The 17,530-nt window shown below is 28.4% G+C and carries 16 protein-coding genes and 1 tRNA gene; 15 read left to right on the forward strand and 2 right to left on the reverse strand.

All coding sequences use genetic code 11. The annotated features are described in order from the left end of the window. Positions 1-45 precede the first annotated feature (45 nt). The 5 genes from HUU89_RS05635 to HUU89_RS05655 all read left to right on the forward strand — a co-directional run bounded on the left by HUU89_RS05635 (position 46) and on the right by HUU89_RS05655 (position 6,259). The gene (locus HUU89_RS05635; protein WP_175301212.1) at positions 46-2,064 is read left to right on the forward strand and encodes an ATP-binding cassette domain-containing protein; all 2,019 of its coding nucleotides are present in this window, start codon (positions 46-48) and stop codon (positions 2,062-2,064) included. Further along, entirely contained in the window at positions 2,061-3,944 is a 1,884-nt protein-coding gene (locus HUU89_RS05640; protein WP_175301213.1) for an ATP-binding cassette domain-containing protein, read from the forward strand. Before HUU89_RS05635 ends, HUU89_RS05640 begins: the two co-directional genes overlap by 4 nt. A gap of 5 nt (positions 3,945-3,949) precedes the next feature. After that, positions 3,950-4,147 (forward strand): hypothetical protein, encoded by a 198-nt coding sequence (locus HUU89_RS05645; RefSeq protein ID WP_032091470.1) that lies wholly within the window; start codon positions 3,950-3,952, stop codon positions 4,145-4,147. 118 nt (positions 4,148-4,265) lie between these two features. Further along, positions 4,266-5,534, forward strand: a complete 1,269-nt coding sequence (locus HUU89_RS05650) for an FtsX-like permease family protein (protein ID WP_175301214.1) — start codon at positions 4,266-4,268, stop codon at positions 5,532-5,534. Next, positions 5,519-6,259 carry an ABC transporter ATP-binding protein gene (locus tag HUU89_RS05655; RefSeq protein WP_032091468.1) on the forward strand — a complete coding sequence of 247 codons (741 nt, stop codon included), beginning with the start codon at positions 5,519-5,521 and terminating at the stop codon, positions 6,257-6,259. Before HUU89_RS05650 ends, HUU89_RS05655 begins: the two co-directional genes overlap by 16 nt. 26 nt (positions 6,260-6,285) lie before the next feature. Here HUU89_RS05655 and HUU89_RS05660 read toward each other — a convergent pair whose 3' ends face one another. Further along, complete coding sequence (locus tag HUU89_RS05660) at positions 6,286-6,543, reverse strand: hypothetical protein (RefSeq protein ID WP_032091467.1); 258 nt, start codon at positions 6,541-6,543, stop codon at positions 6,286-6,288. A gap of 326 nt (positions 6,544-6,869) precedes the next feature. Here HUU89_RS05660 and HUU89_RS05665 point away from each other — a divergent pair, with 326 nt between their 5' ends. From HUU89_RS05665 to HUU89_RS05695, 7 genes are all read left to right on the forward strand, one after another. Next, entirely contained in the window at positions 6,870-8,309 is a 1,440-nt protein-coding gene (locus HUU89_RS05665; protein ID WP_175301215.1) for an APC family permease, read from the forward strand. Between the two features lie 31 nt (positions 8,310-8,340). Continuing rightward, the gene (locus tag HUU89_RS05670) at positions 8,341-9,657 is read left to right on the forward strand and encodes a M18 family aminopeptidase (protein WP_175301216.1); all 1,317 of its coding nucleotides are present in this window, start codon (positions 8,341-8,343) and stop codon (positions 9,655-9,657) included. 1 nt (position 9,658) lies between these two features. Continuing rightward, positions 9,659-10,297: a hypothetical protein gene (locus HUU89_RS05675; RefSeq protein ID WP_052011132.1), complete on the forward strand. Its 639-nt coding sequence runs from the start codon at positions 9,659-9,661 to the stop codon at positions 10,295-10,297. 56 nt (positions 10,298-10,353) lie between these two features. Next, entirely contained in the window at positions 10,354-11,277 is a 924-nt protein-coding gene (locus tag HUU89_RS05680; RefSeq protein ID WP_175301217.1) for a hypothetical protein, read from the forward strand. An 11-nt stretch (positions 11,278-11,288) separates the two neighbouring features. Next, complete coding sequence (locus HUU89_RS05685; protein WP_175301218.1) at positions 11,289-12,167, forward strand: HAD hydrolase family protein; 879 nt, start codon at positions 11,289-11,291, stop codon at positions 12,165-12,167. An 88-nt stretch (positions 12,168-12,255) separates the two neighbouring features. Continuing rightward, the gene (locus HUU89_RS05690; protein ID WP_147579880.1) at positions 12,256-12,489 is read left to right on the forward strand and encodes a hypothetical protein; all 234 of its coding nucleotides are present in this window, start codon (positions 12,256-12,258) and stop codon (positions 12,487-12,489) included. 195 nt (positions 12,490-12,684) lie between these two features. Next, a complete protein-coding gene (locus HUU89_RS05695; RefSeq protein ID WP_175301219.1) occupies positions 12,685-13,077 on the forward strand; it encodes a hypothetical protein in 393 nt (130 codons plus the stop codon). A 141-nt stretch (positions 13,078-13,218) separates the two neighbouring features. Here the strand turns inward: HUU89_RS05695 and HUU89_RS05700 are convergent, their stop codons facing one another. Continuing rightward, positions 13,219-14,103, reverse strand: coding sequence for a DMT family transporter (locus tag HUU89_RS05700; RefSeq protein ID WP_175301220.1), 885 nt, complete (start codon positions 14,101-14,103; stop codon positions 13,219-13,221). Between the two features lie 94 nt (positions 14,104-14,197). Between HUU89_RS05700 and HUU89_RS05705 the strand changes: the two genes are divergently transcribed. The 3 genes from HUU89_RS05705 (at position 14,198) to HUU89_RS05715 (ending at position 17,220) form a co-directional block, all read left to right on the forward strand. Next, a tRNA-Arg gene (locus tag HUU89_RS05705) sits at positions 14,198-14,274 on the forward strand. Positions 14,275-14,365: 91 nt separating this feature from the next. After that, entirely contained in the window at positions 14,366-15,163 is a 798-nt protein-coding gene (locus HUU89_RS05710) for a MerR family transcriptional regulator (protein ID WP_117783268.1), read from the forward strand. Positions 15,164-15,288: 125 nt separating this feature from the next. Continuing rightward, positions 15,289-17,220 carry an FAD-dependent oxidoreductase gene (locus HUU89_RS05715; RefSeq protein ID WP_175301221.1) on the forward strand — a complete coding sequence of 644 codons (1,932 nt, stop codon included), beginning with the start codon at positions 15,289-15,291 and terminating at the stop codon, positions 17,218-17,220. Positions 17,221-17,530 lie beyond the last annotated feature (310 nt).

Here is a 17,530-nt window from a genome sequence, read left to right on the forward strand (position 1 = left end):
TTTTTTAAAGCTTGTTAGAATGAAATTAGAAAAGAGGTGAGACTTATGATTGAAATAAAACATTTAGATATTCAATTTAAGCAACAAGTGATTTTTAAAAATGCTAATTTTAAAACATGTCCAGGGAAAATAACAGGAATTATAGGAAAAAGTGGTTGTGGAAAGACGACGTTTTTAAAAGCATTGATTTATCAATACAAGAATCAAATACTTTCTATTGATAAGCAAGTAATCACTGAGAAAAATAAGGAAGATTACTTATTGCATTGTGTCAGTTATATTGATCAATTTGGAACATTCTTTGAAAATATGAAAATAATTGAACATTTTGAATTTATCAGTCAATTAAAAAAACAAAATTTTAATCAAAACAAAATGTTAGAAACCTTGCATTTAGTAGGACTAGATACCATTGATTTAAAAAATTATCCTTCGTCTTTATCTATAGGGCAAAGAAAAAGATTTTTAATAGCACTTGCAATGTTTAAAGATGCTTTCATCATTATCATTGATGAACCAACAGCATCTTTAGATCAAGAAAATAAAGAAATTATTTTAAATATTTTACAAAAGCTAAAAAAAGACAATAAATATATTATTATTACGACACATGATGATTTTTTGATTGAACATTTGGATATTGTTTATGAAATAGAAAATAAGCAGCTTTACTGTCATCAGGAAATAAAAGAAGTTCAACAGGATTTAAAAATAGAAAATACAAAACATCAAAGAATAAAAAAGTATTTTTTCTATAAAAATCAAAGACAATGGTTTCAATTTATATTGGTGATGTTACTGGGATTTATTATGACAGTTTCTATTTCTACCAATATAAGTGACAGTATTTTACAGGAAAATCAGCTTGCAAACGGTATAGAAAGAGCCAATAAAGCAGAAGTCTATACAGGAAAAGTGAATGATGCTTTTTTAGGAAATGATGGTTATTATATAGCTAATCAAGAAGATAATCTTGATATTAGTGATGATGAACTCGCACAAATGAAAGCAATCAAACATGTTAAAGGTGTTTATCCTTTCGATGTTTTTGATACGATCAATCAGATGCAAAATGTTACAACGACAAGTGTCTATTGTGAGGAGGATAAAGTAAATTTTGATTATTTTAAAAGTGGCAGTCCACTGGTAGCTCCTTATTATTCTTTTCAAAATATCAAATCAAATGGTAAAAAGCTTAAAGGAAATGCTATCAGTCAGTCATTGGCTAATAAGCTAGGAATAGATAAGAATGAAAAGAATTTTAAGATTTCTGTAGAGGTCTATATACCTGTCCAACAATACAGTTATCAAGGAGAAATGAATGAATCAGGGCTAAAGGCAGAGATGTCGCAAGTCCTTACTAAAAAAGTAAAACTTGATTTAGAAGTAGACCATATCATTTCTGTCGATGATTACTATAATGAGTTTTTGAGTGCAGGATATACTATTTTAATGCCAGAAAAATCATTTTATAGTTTATTGAATCAATACAATAATCAGACACCAGATAGTTTATTAGACGCTAAAGAATTAAATGCAACAATTACACCTTATCATAGTAAAAACTATGTTATAGAAGTAGATCGTATAAGTAATTTAAAAACAGTAGAGAAAGAAATAACAAAGATTTCTAAAAATCTTGTAACATATGATCAATATAATTCAGTCATTGATACAACGGATGTCTATAAAGAAGAAAGAAAAGGAAGATATATCTACATGATTATGGTGGTTCTTGTCGCCATTGTACTTTATGCAATGGTACAAATCAATGCACTTGATGATCGTAAAAATGAAGTAAAACTATTAAAACTTTATGGACTAAATGATAAGGATGTTCATTCATTGATTAATGAAAATGGCTTTGTTCAATTATTATTGACAATAATATTCGGTATACCGGGCTTCTTTGTCGCAAGAAAGATGGGATTTTTTGCAGTCAATGATCAAAGTTTAATCATCAGCTTATTACTTTTCTTTAGTATTCAAATAGCTGTTTCTATCATCATTTACATCTTGTATTTATTCTACAGTAAGTATTTTGTTAAGAAGGTGAAACTATGATTGAAATGAAACATATCAATTTATCTTTTAAAGATAAAAATCTATTTACTGATCAAGAAATTAAAATTGATTCAGGGAAAATTACATTGATTACAGGAGAGAGTGGCTCGGGGAAATCAACTCTATTATTTGAACTTGCACGACTTACAGATTATGCAAATAAAGAATATATTTATAAAAATGAAAAAATGTCTGATTTAGATGAAGAATCTTTTAGAAGAAAAATTGCTATTGTTTTTCAAGACTGTCGACTTTTTAACGATCTATCAGTCATTCAAAATATTGAATTCTTTAGTCAACTTGGTCAGGTTGAATTTAAGAAAGATAAAATGATGAATTTGTTAGATGAACTTGATTTAAATATTGATTTAAATGGAGAAGTAAAAGTTTTATCAGGAGGGCAAAAACAAAGGCTATTGATTTTATGCTGTATGATGAAAGAACCTGAAATCATTTTTTTGGATGAACCGACAGCGTATTTAGATGATGAAAACAGAAGACGTATGAGAAAAATCATTTATGACTTATGCTATAAATATCATAAGACAGTTGTCATTGCTTCTCATGATTTAGATATGTTAGAGATTGCAGATAAACACTATCATATTGAAAGTCGACAAATTCTATTAAAGAAAAATATCATTAAAGAAAATAAGAATTTAATTGCAAGAAAAACAATTCAAACATTCCCGCTTAATTATTATTTACATGCACAAAAATCAAATAAAATACATTATAAAAGAAATATCATCATTTCCTTTTTGATGATCATTATGGCATATATGATGTGTTTTCAAGCCTATTATCAAAAAGAAACAGAAAGAATGATTAATAAAGCAATCGATAATGAATTAAGGATTTCTTATAAGGATGGTGGAAATGCTTATGATATGGCTGGAACGCCTGTTTCTAGAACACTTGTACAAGATTTATCACAAAATAATATGATTCAAAATATTTCTCCCTTTTTTGAATGGAATGCGGCTCATATGACAGTCAATGATTCATCTTTTAAAGAAACAGTGGTCATACAACCCTATTATAAGAAAATGAAAACAGTCAAAAAAAACAGCAACCCTGTATTTTCAATTGATAAACAAAAAATAAATACAGACAAGATTTATATTTCTTATTCACTTTATCAAAAAATAAAAGGTCATATTCATTTGACTGGAACCATGCAGGTGCTAAAAAACAATGAATTTGAATTTGTTGAAATTCCTTTTGAACTTTCAAATGTAGATACTGTTGATAAGGATATTGGTAATCGCTATACGAAATCAACTGAAAATATTATTTATATTTCACAAAATCTCTATCAAAAAATCATCAATCAATGTATACCTGATGCCTCGTATCAATCAAATGTCTATATCTTAAAAATAAATTCTTATAAGAACATACAGGCAGTAACAGATTTTATTAAAAAACACGATCAACAAATTAAAGTCTACAACCCAGTATCTTCTACGATTTTAAGTCAAACAACATCATTTGGCTTTGAAATGATTTACAATTTTTCAAAAATCATATTTATACTCTTTGTACTTTCATGTTTTATCATAGGAATATTTGATGTTGTCACAAGGCGTTATCAATACGCATTGTTGCTTGTTAATGGATTCAATAAAAAACAATGTTTAAAACTTATTTTAAAAGAAAGGATTAATTACTGTTTACTATCTATTGTTTTAGCACAAGTTTCAGTAATGGGTATTTTCTACTTACAATACCATACATTGGCAAGTATAATTATAGAAAGAGCGTTAAGTGTTTTGATGATTGTGAATTTAATTATTCTTTTTGTACCATGTGTTACATTTATCATTTTAATGAAAATAAACAATGAAGGAAATATGTTAAAAACAAGTGAGGAGTGATTACTATGAAAAAAGTTCCAGTATTTGTTGTACTAATAGGATGTGTATTCAGTTGGCTAATAGCAAGTATGAATCCTGTTACAAAGATTATTGATCAATCAGTATATGCTTATTTTAATTATCAATTGATGGCGATTGGATTCGCAATTAGTTTATTAGTAGGAATTATATTATTATGGTTTATTAAAAGAAAAGAACAATAAAACAGTTAAGCTGAGAAAAATCTCAGCTTTTTTTATAATAAACACTTGAGTATAGAGGGACTCTATAGTTTATCTTGAAGGTGTAAAGAGAAGAAAATCAAGGAAAGGAGATAAAAATATGTTTGATTTTACACTTAAATACTTTTTTAAAGAAATCAAAAAGAATATCAGTATGATTGGAGTGATAACAGGAGCAATGTTATTACTGAGTTTGATTTTAAGTATGTTTTATAATACGACGCTTAATCCACCTTTAAAGACAGATGATTTAGCAGCCTTTTTTATGGAACTTTTTAGATTGACAGTGATTTTAATTTTTATGTTGATTTGTATCTATGTGGTTGTTTATTCTACGAATTATTATAATAAGATCCATTCTAAGATATTAGGTCTATTAAAGATTTTTGGATATACGACCAAAGAAATTGTTTTATTTTTTATGATACAAATCACTATAATTTTAAGTATTTCTTTTATTCTATTTACATTATTAAGTATGCTTGTTACACCACTCTTATTTAAATTTATTTCATTTTATTTACAAGAAAAAATGGTTTTTGTTTTCTTTGAAAAAAGTTATTTAGATACACTTGCTTTTTTCTTTTTAACGATTTTAGTTATTGTTTTTGTAGAGTTTAGATATATTATCCAAACACCGACAACTCATTTAATAAAGGGAGATGAAACGATTTCTTATAAAATAAAAACAAAAAGTTTGTTTAAAGAATTTTTGTATGTTGCTTTACTTTTATATGGTTTATATATTATCTTAACCTCTACTTTAAAGATAAATCTAATCGTTCCACTTTCACTTTGTACTTTTGGAATCAATGGAATTATTAAATATACATTACCTAGAATGATTCAAGTCATACTTTTAAGAAAAGATGTTAAAGGAGAAACATTGGTCATGTTAAAAAACTATATCTTTATTATTAATCAAATGGGTATGTTGATTTTATTAAGTATCTTGATCAATCTCATGATGCCTTTAATGATTTATATTTATCTTGATCAAGCAGGTTTCTTTATAGAATTTCTATTCATGTATATTTTTACAAGTATGATTTTAAATTATATTATTTATCAAAGATTGAATATCAAACGTTTAGAAAATAAACACACTTATAAGAAGTTATATACCTTAGGATATGACATGCAAACAATTAAAAAGTATTCACAAAAAGAAATTTCACTCTTTTATATAACACTTTTTATTTGTGTTAGTTTGTATATTTTAACATTGACAATTTCATTGATTATTAAAGGTGTTTTATCAACAAATGCATTATTTATCTGTTTTGTTTATATCATCCCAATGTTGATGATGTATTTAATTGCTCGATATAAAGAAGGGAGAAGTGTAGTCATATGGAAACAATTATAAAAATAGAATCACTTACAAAAATCTATAATCCTTTAAGTTTAAATCCTAAATTAGCATTAGATCAAGTTTCTTTAGATGTTAAAGAAGGAGAATTTATTGCGATCATGGGGAAAAGCGGTTCAGGGAAAACAACATTGTTAAATATTTTATCAACAATTGATGATTTAACAAAAGGTAAACTTTTTATTTATGGTAAAAATATTTATGAAATGTCTGAAACTGAAAGAGCTCATTTTCGAAAAGAAAATATTGGTTTTATTTTTCAAAACTTTAATTTATTAGATACTTTAACGGTTAAAGAAAATATTATTTTACCTTTAAAACTTGCAGGTAAAATAATAGATGAAGAAGATTTTAAACAAATAATCAAAGATTTAGAAATCGATGATCTTTTAGATAAATATCCATTTGAATGTTCTGGAGGACAGAGTCAAAGAGTGGCCGTGGCAAGAACACTTGTGATGCATCCAAAGATTATTTTTGCTGATGAACCTACAGGTAATTTAGATGGTGTACGTTCTAAACAGTTGATGCAATATTTGGAAAAGGTCAATAGAGAAAAGAATATTACAGTTATTATGGTTACGCATGACCCTTTAGATGCAGCTTATTCATCTCAAATGTATTATATTGAAGATGGTAAAATAAAAGATCATTTATTAAAAAAAGATGATTCATTTGATACTTATTTTAATAAGATCGTTAAGATATCCATGGAATTATAAAATACTAAAAAGAGCAGATGCTCTTTTTAGTAAGATCTGCTTTTTTTCCAATAAAGTTGGATATCTTCTAATTCTTCATGATTGATTCTTAAAATATGATCTTTAATTTGTTTGATGAAATTGTCTCTAGAATGAGGACTGCTAAAATAGAAGGGTCTACCCTGAATGTGATCACTATCTAAAATTTCTATCAACATTTTAGAATATTCTACTTTGTAGATTTTTTTAGGATAGTTATTTTGATCACAATGAATCATGTCTTTAAAATATAATGTATTTTCCATATTTGTCACCTCTTTTGATTTATATTAACAAAGCGGGCATGTATTTGATGAAATAAATAGGTGTTTAAAAGGTAAATATTTGGTGTTAAATAGAAGTGAATAATAATAAAAGTTTATTGATGATAAAAATAGAATATTATATTTTGGGATAAATGTATGCTTTTTTAGACATTTTACGGATAAATGTCTAAAAAAGAGCACAATGAAATAAAATATATAGCATTTATCGACATAATACGATATAATTGTGTATTGTGAAGTACAATGTTTGTATTTTATTTAAGAATAAACGACCTAAGTTATTCAAAAAATACGGAGGTAAAATCATGGAAGATTCAAAAAAAATCAAGTGGTATGGTTTAGCTTTCATGGCGTTTTCTACTGTTTGGGGATTTGGAAACGTTTTAAATGGCTTTATCTACTTCAATGGTATCCAAGTAGTTTTTAGTTGGGTATTAATGTTCGCACTTTATTTTGTTCCTTACGCTTTAATGGTGGGAGAACTAGGGTCTGCGTTTAAAAATTCTGGTGGAGGAGTAAGTTCTTGGGTACATGAAACATTTGGTCCTAAACTTGCATACTATGCTGGATGGACATATTGGGCATGTCACGTTACTTATATTGCAAGTAAAGGTAGTGGAGGTTTAAAAGCATTAAGCTGGGCAATTTTTAGAAATGCTGAAGTTTATGATTCACTTCCAACATTATATGTGCAACTTGCTACACTTGCAGTATTCTTATTTTTCTGTTGGTTTGCTAGTAGAGGGTTAAACCCACTTAAACAATTAGCAACAGTTGCAGGAACAAGTATGTTCGTTATGTCAATCTTATATATCTTAATGATGTTTGCTGCACCAGCAATTAATCCAAATGGGGGATATTTATCATTAGATTTTAGTTTTGACAAAATTGTTCCACAATTTAATGTCAATTATTTTACATCACTTTCTATTTTGGTATTTGCAGTTGGTGGGTGTGAAAAGATTTCACCTTATGTAAATAAAGTAGAAAATCCTTCAAAAGGATTCCCAAAAGGGATGATTGCACTTGCAATCATGGTTATGGTATGTGCTATTTTAGGTACATTTGCTATGGGTATGATGTTTGATCCAACTGTAATCAATGCAACACCAGAATCATTCAATTCATATGTATCAAATGGTGCTTACTGGTCATTCCAAAAATTAGGTCAATACTATCATATGGGAGATGCATTACTAATTATTTATGCATTATGTAATATGATTGGGCAATTCTCAACATTAGTATTAAGTATTGATGCACCACTTAGAATGTTATTAGATAATGAAGATGCAAGACAATTCATTCCATCTAAATTATTAAAACAAAACAAATATGGTGCTTATGTTAATGGAATTAAAATGGTTGTGGCTTTATCTGGAAGTATTATTTTAATTCAAATCATTGGTGGACAAGGGGCTGCTGGAGTATTAGCCCAATTAAATAAATTAAATTCAGTATGTATGCCAATGCGTTATGTTTGGGTATTCTTAGCTTATATTGGTTTAAGAAAAGCCTATGATAAGATCCCAGCTGATTATCGCTTTGTTAAGAGTCAACCAGTTGCTTTATTCTTTGGTGGTTGGTGTTTCTTTGTTACAGCAGCATGCTGTATCATGGGTGTATACTCAACTGATTTATTTACTTTAGCTTTAAATATTATTACGCCAATTGTATTAACAGCATTAGGTTTAATTTTACCAGCAATTGCTAAAAGAGAAAAAGCCAACGCTATTACAGAATAATTGTGATAAAATATAGAAGAGGTGTTAGAAAATGTATAGGGGAATTTCAGAAGAATTATTAGATTTTTTACAAAAAAGTCCTACAGCATTCCATGCTGTTGAAAACATTAAAAAAGAATTAAACAAAGATGGATTTGTTGAATTATTAGAGGGAAAACCTTGGAAAATGGCTCCAGGTGGAAAATATTATGTTACTCGTAATAATTCAAGTATTATTGCTTTAAAGGTCGGAAGCAATTTAGAAAATTATAGTTTTAATGTTGCTGCTTCACATAGTGATTGCCCAACTTTCAAATTAAAAGAAAATGCTGAATTAGAAGTAAAGGGTAAATACACACAATTAAATACAGAAGGTTATGGAGGAATGATTTGTTCAACTTGGTTTGATAAACCATTATCTGTAGCTGGACGTTTATTAGTTAAAGATGGAAATGAATTAAAAACACAATTAATTAATATTGATCGTGATTTAGTTTTAATTCCAAATATGGCTATTCATATGAACAGAGCGGTCAATGATGGTTATGCATATAATAAACAAATTGATATGCTTCCTTTATTTGGCGGGGCTGATTGTAAACCAGGTGACTTTATGAAACTCGTTGCTAAAGAAGCAGGAGTTCAAGTAGAAGATATTTATGGTAGTGATTTATATCTATATAATCGTACAGCGCCATCTATCTGGGGAGCTAACGATGAATTTATTTCAAGCCAACATTTAGATGATTTACAATGTGCTTTTACTTCATTAAAAGGATTCTTAGCTGGTGGAAATGATCAATCAATTGATGTATTAGCTTGCTTTGATAACGAAGAAGTTGGTTCAGGAACAAAACAAGGAGCTGCTTCAACACTTTTATATGATGTTTTAAAACGTGCTAACAGTGCACTTGGAAAAACAGAAGAAGATTTCTATTGTGCAATTGCTTCAAGTTTTATGTTATCTGCTGATAATGCACATGCAGTTCATCCACATCATCCACAAAAAACAGACGCAACAAACTGTGTTTATATGAATGAAGGAATTGTTGTAAAATCTCACGCAGGTCAAAAATATACAAGCGATGCGGTAAGTGTTGCAGTATTTAAAGATTTATGTAAAAAAGCCAATGTACCTGTACAATTCTTCGCAAATCGTTCAGATGAAGCGGGAGGAAGTACTTTAGGAAATATCGCAATGGCACAAGTTTCTATGAATAGTGTAGATATCGGTTTACCACAACTTGCAATGCACTCTACATATGAAACTGCTGGTATTAAAGATACTTATTATATGATTCAAGTCATGACAGAGTTCTTTAATAGTCATATTAGCGAAGTAAATAGTCATTCGTTAAAGGTAGATTAAGATGAAAGAAAAGAAGTATGATTTATATTTTGAAAATAGTGTTAAAGTAAAAAGTTTAAATGATGATTATTTTAAATGTTATCAAGAAATTGAAAAATGCTTGTTTAAAAAACGAAAAGATGTTTTAAAGACAAATATTTTACTTTCTGAAATTCTTGATCAAATGAAATCTTTTCAAGATCAAGGAAAAACAGTTCAACAAGTGATGACTAAAGGAAGTCAAGCATTTGTTGATCAAATAGATAGAAAAATAAATTACAAAGAAAAAATCAATCAATTAAAACAAAGAGATTCTAATAAATATGAAATGTCTGGAATATTACTTACCATGTGTATATATATTGTGCTTCTTTTTGTTAAAGAATTGGTAGGAAATCATTATTTAATTAATTATTATATTGATTTATTAGTAGCAGTCATTATGCTTGTTATAAGTGTTAAGCAGCTTTTAAATCAAAGACAATTGATTAAACGATATCAAGTTTCATTTCAACCTTTTATCATTGAAATAGTAAGTATTGTTATATCATTATTGATTTCAATCTTATTTTATAACAGTCCTTTTGATATCACTTTTGTTATTTTAGTTGTCGCATTTTTTACAAGTAAGAAAATGTATTCAAAATCCTTAAGCAATTAAGGATTTTTTCTTTGCATTCATTCAAATTTATAGTAAAGTATTAGAAGGTGATAAAAATGGAAAAAGAAATCATATTAGAAAACTTAGATGAAAATATTGTAAATGAAGCAACATTTTACAATCAACAAAATATACCGTCACAAATCTCTCAAGCACTTTATTTATATGGAAGTACCACAGATTATCAAGTACTTGGATTTGTTGATGCCAGCGATGATGGAAGTCAAGGAATGATTTTTACAGATCAAGGTGTTTATTTTTGTTTTAAAGAGCCTCATTCCTTTTTATATGAAGATATAGAAGAATTAGTACTAGTAAAAAAAGAAGAAGGTTTTGATTTTTATGCGAAAATCAAAACAAAAGCAAATACTTTTGTTTTTAAAAATAAATATTTAAATTTAAAAGGATTTATTGAATGTTTAAGTGAAATTTTAGAAATGCCTGTTCATTATGAAATGTCAGCTTATGAAAAAGTAGAATACTTTGTACCAATTGTTTTAAATGATTTAAAAGAAGATGTTTATGAAGATTTAGAACTTAACGAACAACACTTCCAACAAATTAAAGATATTGAACATGAATTAGAAATGGCAAAAGAACTTAAAGATTTAGATTATCAAGATGAATGTCGTTCTTTATGTCGTTATTGTTTAGATTTCTTTGAAAGTTTAGGATTGGATAGTGATGAAATTGATGCTTTAAATGAAGCACAAAGTTTCTTTGATCAACAAGATAGTCAAGAAAACCAACAATTAGAAGGAGCAAAGCGTTGGGTCGATGAAATGATGAGTAATTATCAAAATGGTGATACAGGAATGTATGATCAAATGAAATCAACAATGGAAAACTTAGGTATTGATGAAGAAAGACTTAAGAATATGTCTAATGAAGAAGTTGATCAATATGTTAAAGAAATGTGTAAAAAATTTGGTATTTCACAAAGTTTGTTTGATAAATTAAAAGATAGATTTGGAAAATAGAGGGAATTAGAATGATTAAATTAGTTGTATTAGATGTTGATGGAACAAGTATTGATAGAGATAATCATTTTTATGATGATGATATTAAAGAGATTGATTTTTATAAAAAAAAGGGCATTGAATTTATGTTTGCTTCAGGTAGAGATATGAATATGATGCTTGATATGATTGAAAAGTCTCATGTAGATGGAGATTTGATTATTAATAATGGGACACAATATCGAAATATTGAAGGAACTAAAAATATTGTGCATCCAATGGATGAAGATGCTTTTAGAAAGATGATTCCTATTTTACAAAAACATAATTATCATATTTCTATTCATACAACAAAAGGAAAATATATTTTAACAGATTTTGAAAGTTATTGGGACTTACATGTTAAATTATTAATGAAAGGTCGTGAGGGCATTACTTTAGAAGACCTTCCAAATACGACATTCTTTAGAAGATGGGGATATTTAAATGATTGTACGTCGGTTTCTTCAATTGATGAAATTTATCAACAAGGAGCACTTCCTTTAAAAGTAGATGCTAGACATTTAAATCCTGAAGAAGCAAAGGGCGTAAGAGAACGTTTAGATTGTATACCTCATTTAAACATTTCTTCATCATATGAAGATAATATTGAAATTACTTGTGATGATTATGATAAAGGAATTATGTTAAGAGAAGTTTTAAAATTAAAAGGATTGACTCTTGATGAAGTAGCAACTTTTGGAGATGGTTTAAATGATGTATGTATGTTAAAAGGATTCCCTTATAGTTTTACACCAGCTAATGGATGTAAGGAGGCTAAAGAAGCAGCAACCTATACACTTACTAAAACAGGTGGAAATGGTGCTATTCAAGAAGGACTTCATATTTTAAAAGATTTAGATTTGATTTAACTTTCAAAGTAAAAGCTTTGAAAGTTTTTCTTTTTTTAAAGAAAAACGTCAAAAAATTGTCTATATAATAATAGGAGGGATAAATTAAATGGACCAAGTACTAGAAATTACATCAAATGATCATATTATCATGCTCGATAAACTCTGTAAAAGAATATTAGGACATCCAGAAACTTTAGGAAGAATCACCAAAGGCTTTGTTAAAGAAGCTAAGGATGTCTCTTTAGAAGAAATCATTGAAATTATTAAAGGAAAGAAAGATCAGGAAGGAAATTATTATTTTCAACAACTCAATAATGTTATTGATATACCTCATCATTGAAAAGTAGAATTTGATTATTTCTGTTATATCAATCTGTCACAAGTTGATGGAACAATGAAAAGAATCTAACTAGATGTAGAAATACAAAATGTAGAGAATCCTGGCTATGCTTTGCTTACAAGAGGAAATGATTATCTTTCAAGAATAATTACCAGTCAAAATGGTAAAGACTAGGATTATCGAAATTATGATGGGATGAAAAAAGCCTATGTGATATGGATACTGCCACAGGCAGCTAAAAAAGGAGATGGACATGTCAATCGAATAAGTTCTAAATTAGAAAATATCAGTGGAAGTACTATTGAAAGGTTAGAAAGTTATGATAAAAGCGAACAGATTATGGTATACTTAAATAAAGATTATGATATCAAAGAGAAGTATGAGGGTAGTGATTGGATCAAGACACCGTTAGTCATCTTTTTAAATAATACATATGATCTTTTGAAAAAGAAAGAGATCATGAAAGAATATGGATTTGAAGAAATAGAGAAGGAGGTTGAAAAGATGTGTAATTTAGGAGAAATGATAGCGAGAGAAAATATAGAAAAAGGATTAGTACAAGGACAAAAAAGAAAAATATTGAACTGATTACAGATTTGATGAATAGCTTAAGTATTTCATTTTCAAAAGCGGTTGAATTGTTAAAAGTTTCTGAAGATGAAGTTTTAGAAATAGAAAAATATTTTAAATCATAAAAAATGGCATAAAGTTAAATACTTTATGTCATTTTTATGATGCTTTCTTTTTATAAGATAATATGAAGATTGTTGACATAACCATAATAAAACCTAATACATCCATTAATGTAAAAGGAGAATGTAACCATAAACACATGCAAATCGTTGCACTTAATGGTTCAACTGCAGCAATTAATGAAGCTCTCATAGGTCCAATAAGATTGACTCCTATAAGATACATTGAAAAAGCTAAAACAGTTCCGATAACAATAATTCCTGCCATTGCTAAATAGCCATAGATATCTAAAGAAACAGAGATATTCCAAACACGTCCAATTATTCCTAATATGACGCCACCTATAATCATGGCATATCCTGTAGGAATCAAACTGCCGTATTTATTCATGATATGTCGAGGAAGCAATGAATAAAACGAAGCAGCTAATCCTGCCATCACTCCCCAAAACAATCCTTCAAAAGATAAGATCATTTCATGAATATTTCCATGTGTTGCTAGGATGAAGGTTCCACCAAAAGCTAAAATAACACAAAGAAGTTCTTTTTTATAAGGAAGTCTTTTACAAACAAGACATGTATAGAACATAATAAAGATTGGATTCAAGTATTGTAGTATAGCTGCGGTTGAACTGTTTGAATAATAGATTGCTGTCATATAGGAATATTGACAAAACATTAATCCTAATAGTGCAAACAAAATAAGTTGAAAGACATCATTTTTATTATTCCAAATACTTAATGTCTTTTTTGTATCTTTGATAAAACAAACACTTAATAGAATGATTCCTGCAAAGATCATACGCAATGTTGTAAGCCACATTGTATTTAAATGATAAGTTTGAAATAGAAACTGTCCCATGGTTCCTGAAATACCCCAAAATGTACCACCTAATAATGTAATAATAATTCCTTTTTTCATAACCTCACCCCATGGATGACATTCTAACAAATATTGATTTAAAATACTATATTTGATACATTATTTATCTCTAATATGATAGAATATATTTGCTGGTGCTATAGCTTAGCTGGATAAAGCGTACGTCTCCGGAACGTAAGATCATGAGTTCGAATCTCATTAGTACCGCCATTTTTAAAACAATAGATTATTCAATAAGCAATTATTGCTTATTGAATATTTTTTTATGATACAATAATATAAATGGAAAGAGGAATTGCGTATGGAATATAAAATAGGTGAAGTATCTAAAATATTGAATATTTCAAAAGAAATGATTCGTTATTATGAAAAACAAGGTATTTTAAAACCATCAAGGAAAGAAGATAATAATTATCGTACATATTCAGTCATGGATGTTTTTTTATTAATGGAAATTATTCGCTATCAATCAATTCATTTTGGAATCAAAGATATCTCTGAATTATTAAATGAACATTATTTAGAAAACTATGCACAACATTTGTATCAATATTATCAAGAAATAGATCAAGATATTATTAAAAAAATATTATTGAAAGAACGTGTTAAAGAATTAGCAGAAAGAATCGAAACATGTAAATTTAATTTAGGAAAGTATTGGGTCAAAAATATTCCTGCATATCAACTTGTGTTTCTAACTAATGGAAAAGGTGATGACTATGATAAATTACAAATATCTATTGAAAATAGAAATTTGCTTTTTTCCAAGGAAAGAATGGTTTATGTGGAATCTATGGTCTTATTTGAAAAAGAGAAAGAAACTTGGTGGTATGGAATGGAAGAGAGATACATAGAATCCCTTCAGCTTTCTTTTAAAGATGAAAAGTATTTAAAGAAGCAATTATGTCTATGTACAATGATTGATATGGGTGAAATAGGTTGTTTTAATAGAAATCAATTAGAAAATATATTAAATGAAATCAAAGATGAATATCAAATAGTAGGAACTCCTAGAGGAATTATTGTAGGTAGGGGTTATGAAGGAGAAAATTTTCAAAGGATTATGGAAATACAGATACCAATTGCTTTAAAACATTGAAATCATTTCAATGTTTTTTTGTGTTTTTTAAGCTATTTTACTTATTTGTGTATTATTTCACAAGTACTTGACCTTGTAATGCTTTCAAGGCGTATACTATAAGTGGTTACAAGGAGGAAAAAGGAATGATAACAAAATTATTTACACCTATGAAAGTAGGAAATTGTACGATCCCAAATAGATTGGTCGTACCAGCAATGGTTACAAATTATTGTGATGAAGATGGCTTTTTAACAGATAGATATATGGCCTATATCGAAGAAAAAGCAAAAGGTGGATGGGGAATGATTATTACTGAAGATTATAGTGTTACACCTCATGGAAAGGGATATCAATATATTCCAGGATTTTATAAAGATGAACATGTTGCTTTAAATAAAGAATTAACACGTCGTGTACATGAACATGGTTCTAAGATCTTCTGTCAAATGTATCATCCAGGAAGACAAAGTTCACATGCGGTTAATGGTAATGTTCAACCATTAGCACCTTCAGGAACAAAAGATCCTATTTGTATGGATTTAGCAAGAGAAATGACTGTTGAAGAAATTCATACACTTGTTGAAGATTTTGGTCAAGCAGCAAGAAGATGTAAAGAATCTGGTTTTGATGGAATTGAATTACATTGTGCTCATGGTTATTTATTAGCTGAATTTTTATCATCTTATGTCAATAAAAGAGTAGATCAATATGGTGGATGTTTTGATAATAGAGTAAGAATTGTTGATGAAATTATTGCTGCTATGAGAAAAGAAGTAGGAGATTTTCCAATTCAAGTACGTATTTCAGCTAATGAATATGTTCAAGGAGGACGTACAGAAGCTGAAACATATCAACTTGCAAGACATTTAGAAGAAGTTGGTTTTGATGCAATTCATGTTTCAAATGGAGTTTATGCTGCAGCACCAATTGATCAAATTATTGCACCAATGTTTACTAAACATGCATTAAATATGGAAGCTGCTGCTAATGTTAAAAAGGTCATTAAAATTCCTGTTATTTTAGCTAATCGTATTAATGAACCGGGAATGGCTGATATTTTACTAGAAATGGATAAATGTGATTTTGTAGGAATGGCTAGAGGTTCTTTAGCAGATCCTTATTTACCAGTAAAAGCTAAAGAAGGAAAATTTGATCAAATTAATTATTGTATTGGATGCCTTCAAGGATGTGAAGGTCCATTATTAACAGGAGGATGTGTCACTTGTTTAGTTAATCCAAGAGTAGGGCGTGAATATGAAACAGATTTAACAAAAACGACTCAACCTAAAAAAGTAATGGTCATTGGTGGAGGACCAGCAGGTTTAGTAGCTGCTCGAACAGCAGCCATTAAAGGTCATGATGTTTCTTTATATGAAGCAAGTAGTCATTTAGGTGGTCAATTTAGATCAGCTGCATATCCAATTGGAAAAGGTGAATTATCTACTACAACTTCTTCTTATCGTGCTAATTTAGAAGCTCTTAATGTTCCTGTACATTTAAATAGTGAAGTAAGTGAAGAAATGATTCAAGAAATTAAACCAGATGCTATTATTCTTGCAACAGGGGCTAAACCAATGGTTCCACCAATTAAAGGTATTGATGGTAAAAATGTATTTACTGCAGAAGATATGCTACTTGGTAAATATGATATTTCTAACGGTCCTATTGTTGTTTGTGGTGGAGGAGAAGTTGGTGGTGAAACTGCTCACTATCTAGCTGAAAAAAATCATGATGTGACATTGTTAGAAATGCAACCTGATATTTTAAATGATATGATGATCATGACAAAAGTATGTCTATTAGAAATGATCCAAAAAGCAGGTATTAAAGTAAAAACACAATTTAAAGTTAAAGAAATTACAGAAACTGCTGTTATTGGAGAAGATGCAAGTGGAAATACAGTTTCGATTCCAGCTGTACAAGTTATCTCTGCTTTTGGTTATAAATCATATAATCCATTAGAAGAAATTGCTAAAAAATATTGTAAGGAAGTCTATGTTATTGGTGGTGCTAAACAAGCAGATGGCGCTATTCCAGCAACTAAAGAAGGTTTAGAAGTTGGCTTAAAATTATAATAGATATTAAAGGGGCTGTTACGAAATTAAACAATTAATTTCATACAGCCTTTTCTTTTGTAGAATAAAAATATAATAAAATTATTCTACTATAAGAAGCAATTGTTTCTAATTACAATAATTCCTCAAACGTTATCGTTGAGAAATTAATTAGTAGGAAATAAATATCATTGGTAAAATATCAATATCCTATTTCTAGTTAGAAATTATAACAAAAAAGGATGTTATGATTTTAAATTATTTCGTAACATCCCCTTTTTTTGGATTATTTAGCTAATGATTATCGAGAAATAATGTTATATAATAGTAT

Source organism: Faecalibacillus sp. H12 (assembly GCF_013361255.1).
Taxonomy (GTDB): domain Bacteria; phylum Bacillota_I; class Bacilli_A; order Erysipelotrichales; family Coprobacillaceae; genus Faecalibacillus; species Faecalibacillus intestinalis.

Coding starts and splice junctions, on each gene's coding strand:
- HUU89_RS05635 (WP_175301212.1), top strand. CDS start 46: ATGATTGAAATAAAACATTTAGATATTCAATTTAAGCAACAAGTGATT.
- HUU89_RS05640 (WP_175301213.1), top strand. CDS start 2,061: ATGATTGAAATGAAACATATCAATTTATCTTTTAAAGATAAAAATCTA.
- HUU89_RS05645 (WP_032091470.1), top strand. CDS start 3,950: ATGAAAAAAGTTCCAGTATTTGTTGTACTAATAGGATGTGTATTCAGT.
- HUU89_RS05650 (WP_175301214.1), top strand. CDS start 4,266: ATGTTTGATTTTACACTTAAATACTTTTTTAAAGAAATCAAAAAGAAT.
- HUU89_RS05655 (WP_032091468.1), top strand. CDS start 5,519: ATGGAAACAATTATAAAAATAGAATCACTTACAAAAATCTATAATCCT.
- HUU89_RS05660 (WP_032091467.1), bottom strand. CDS start 6,543: ATGGAAAATACATTATATTTTAAAGACATGATTCATTGTGATCAAAAT.
- HUU89_RS05665 (WP_175301215.1), top strand. CDS start 6,870: ATGGAAGATTCAAAAAAAATCAAGTGGTATGGTTTAGCTTTCATGGCG.
- HUU89_RS05670 (WP_175301216.1), top strand. CDS start 8,341: ATGTATAGGGGAATTTCAGAAGAATTATTAGATTTTTTACAAAAAAGT.
- HUU89_RS05675 (WP_052011132.1), top strand. CDS start 9,659: ATGAAAGAAAAGAAGTATGATTTATATTTTGAAAATAGTGTTAAAGTA.
- HUU89_RS05680 (WP_175301217.1), top strand. CDS start 10,354: ATGGAAAAAGAAATCATATTAGAAAACTTAGATGAAAATATTGTAAAT.
- HUU89_RS05685 (WP_175301218.1), top strand. CDS start 11,289: ATGATTAAATTAGTTGTATTAGATGTTGATGGAACAAGTATTGATAGA.
- HUU89_RS05690 (WP_147579880.1), top strand. CDS start 12,256: ATGGACCAAGTACTAGAAATTACATCAAATGATCATATTATCATGCTC.
- HUU89_RS05695 (WP_175301219.1), top strand. CDS start 12,685: ATGAAAAAAGCCTATGTGATATGGATACTGCCACAGGCAGCTAAAAAA.
- HUU89_RS05700 (WP_175301220.1), bottom strand. CDS start 14,103: ATGAAAAAAGGAATTATTATTACATTATTAGGTGGTACATTTTGGGGT.
- HUU89_RS05710 (WP_117783268.1), top strand. CDS start 14,366: ATGGAATATAAAATAGGTGAAGTATCTAAAATATTGAATATTTCAAAA.
- HUU89_RS05715 (WP_175301221.1), top strand. CDS start 15,289: ATGATAACAAAATTATTTACACCTATGAAAGTAGGAAATTGTACGATC.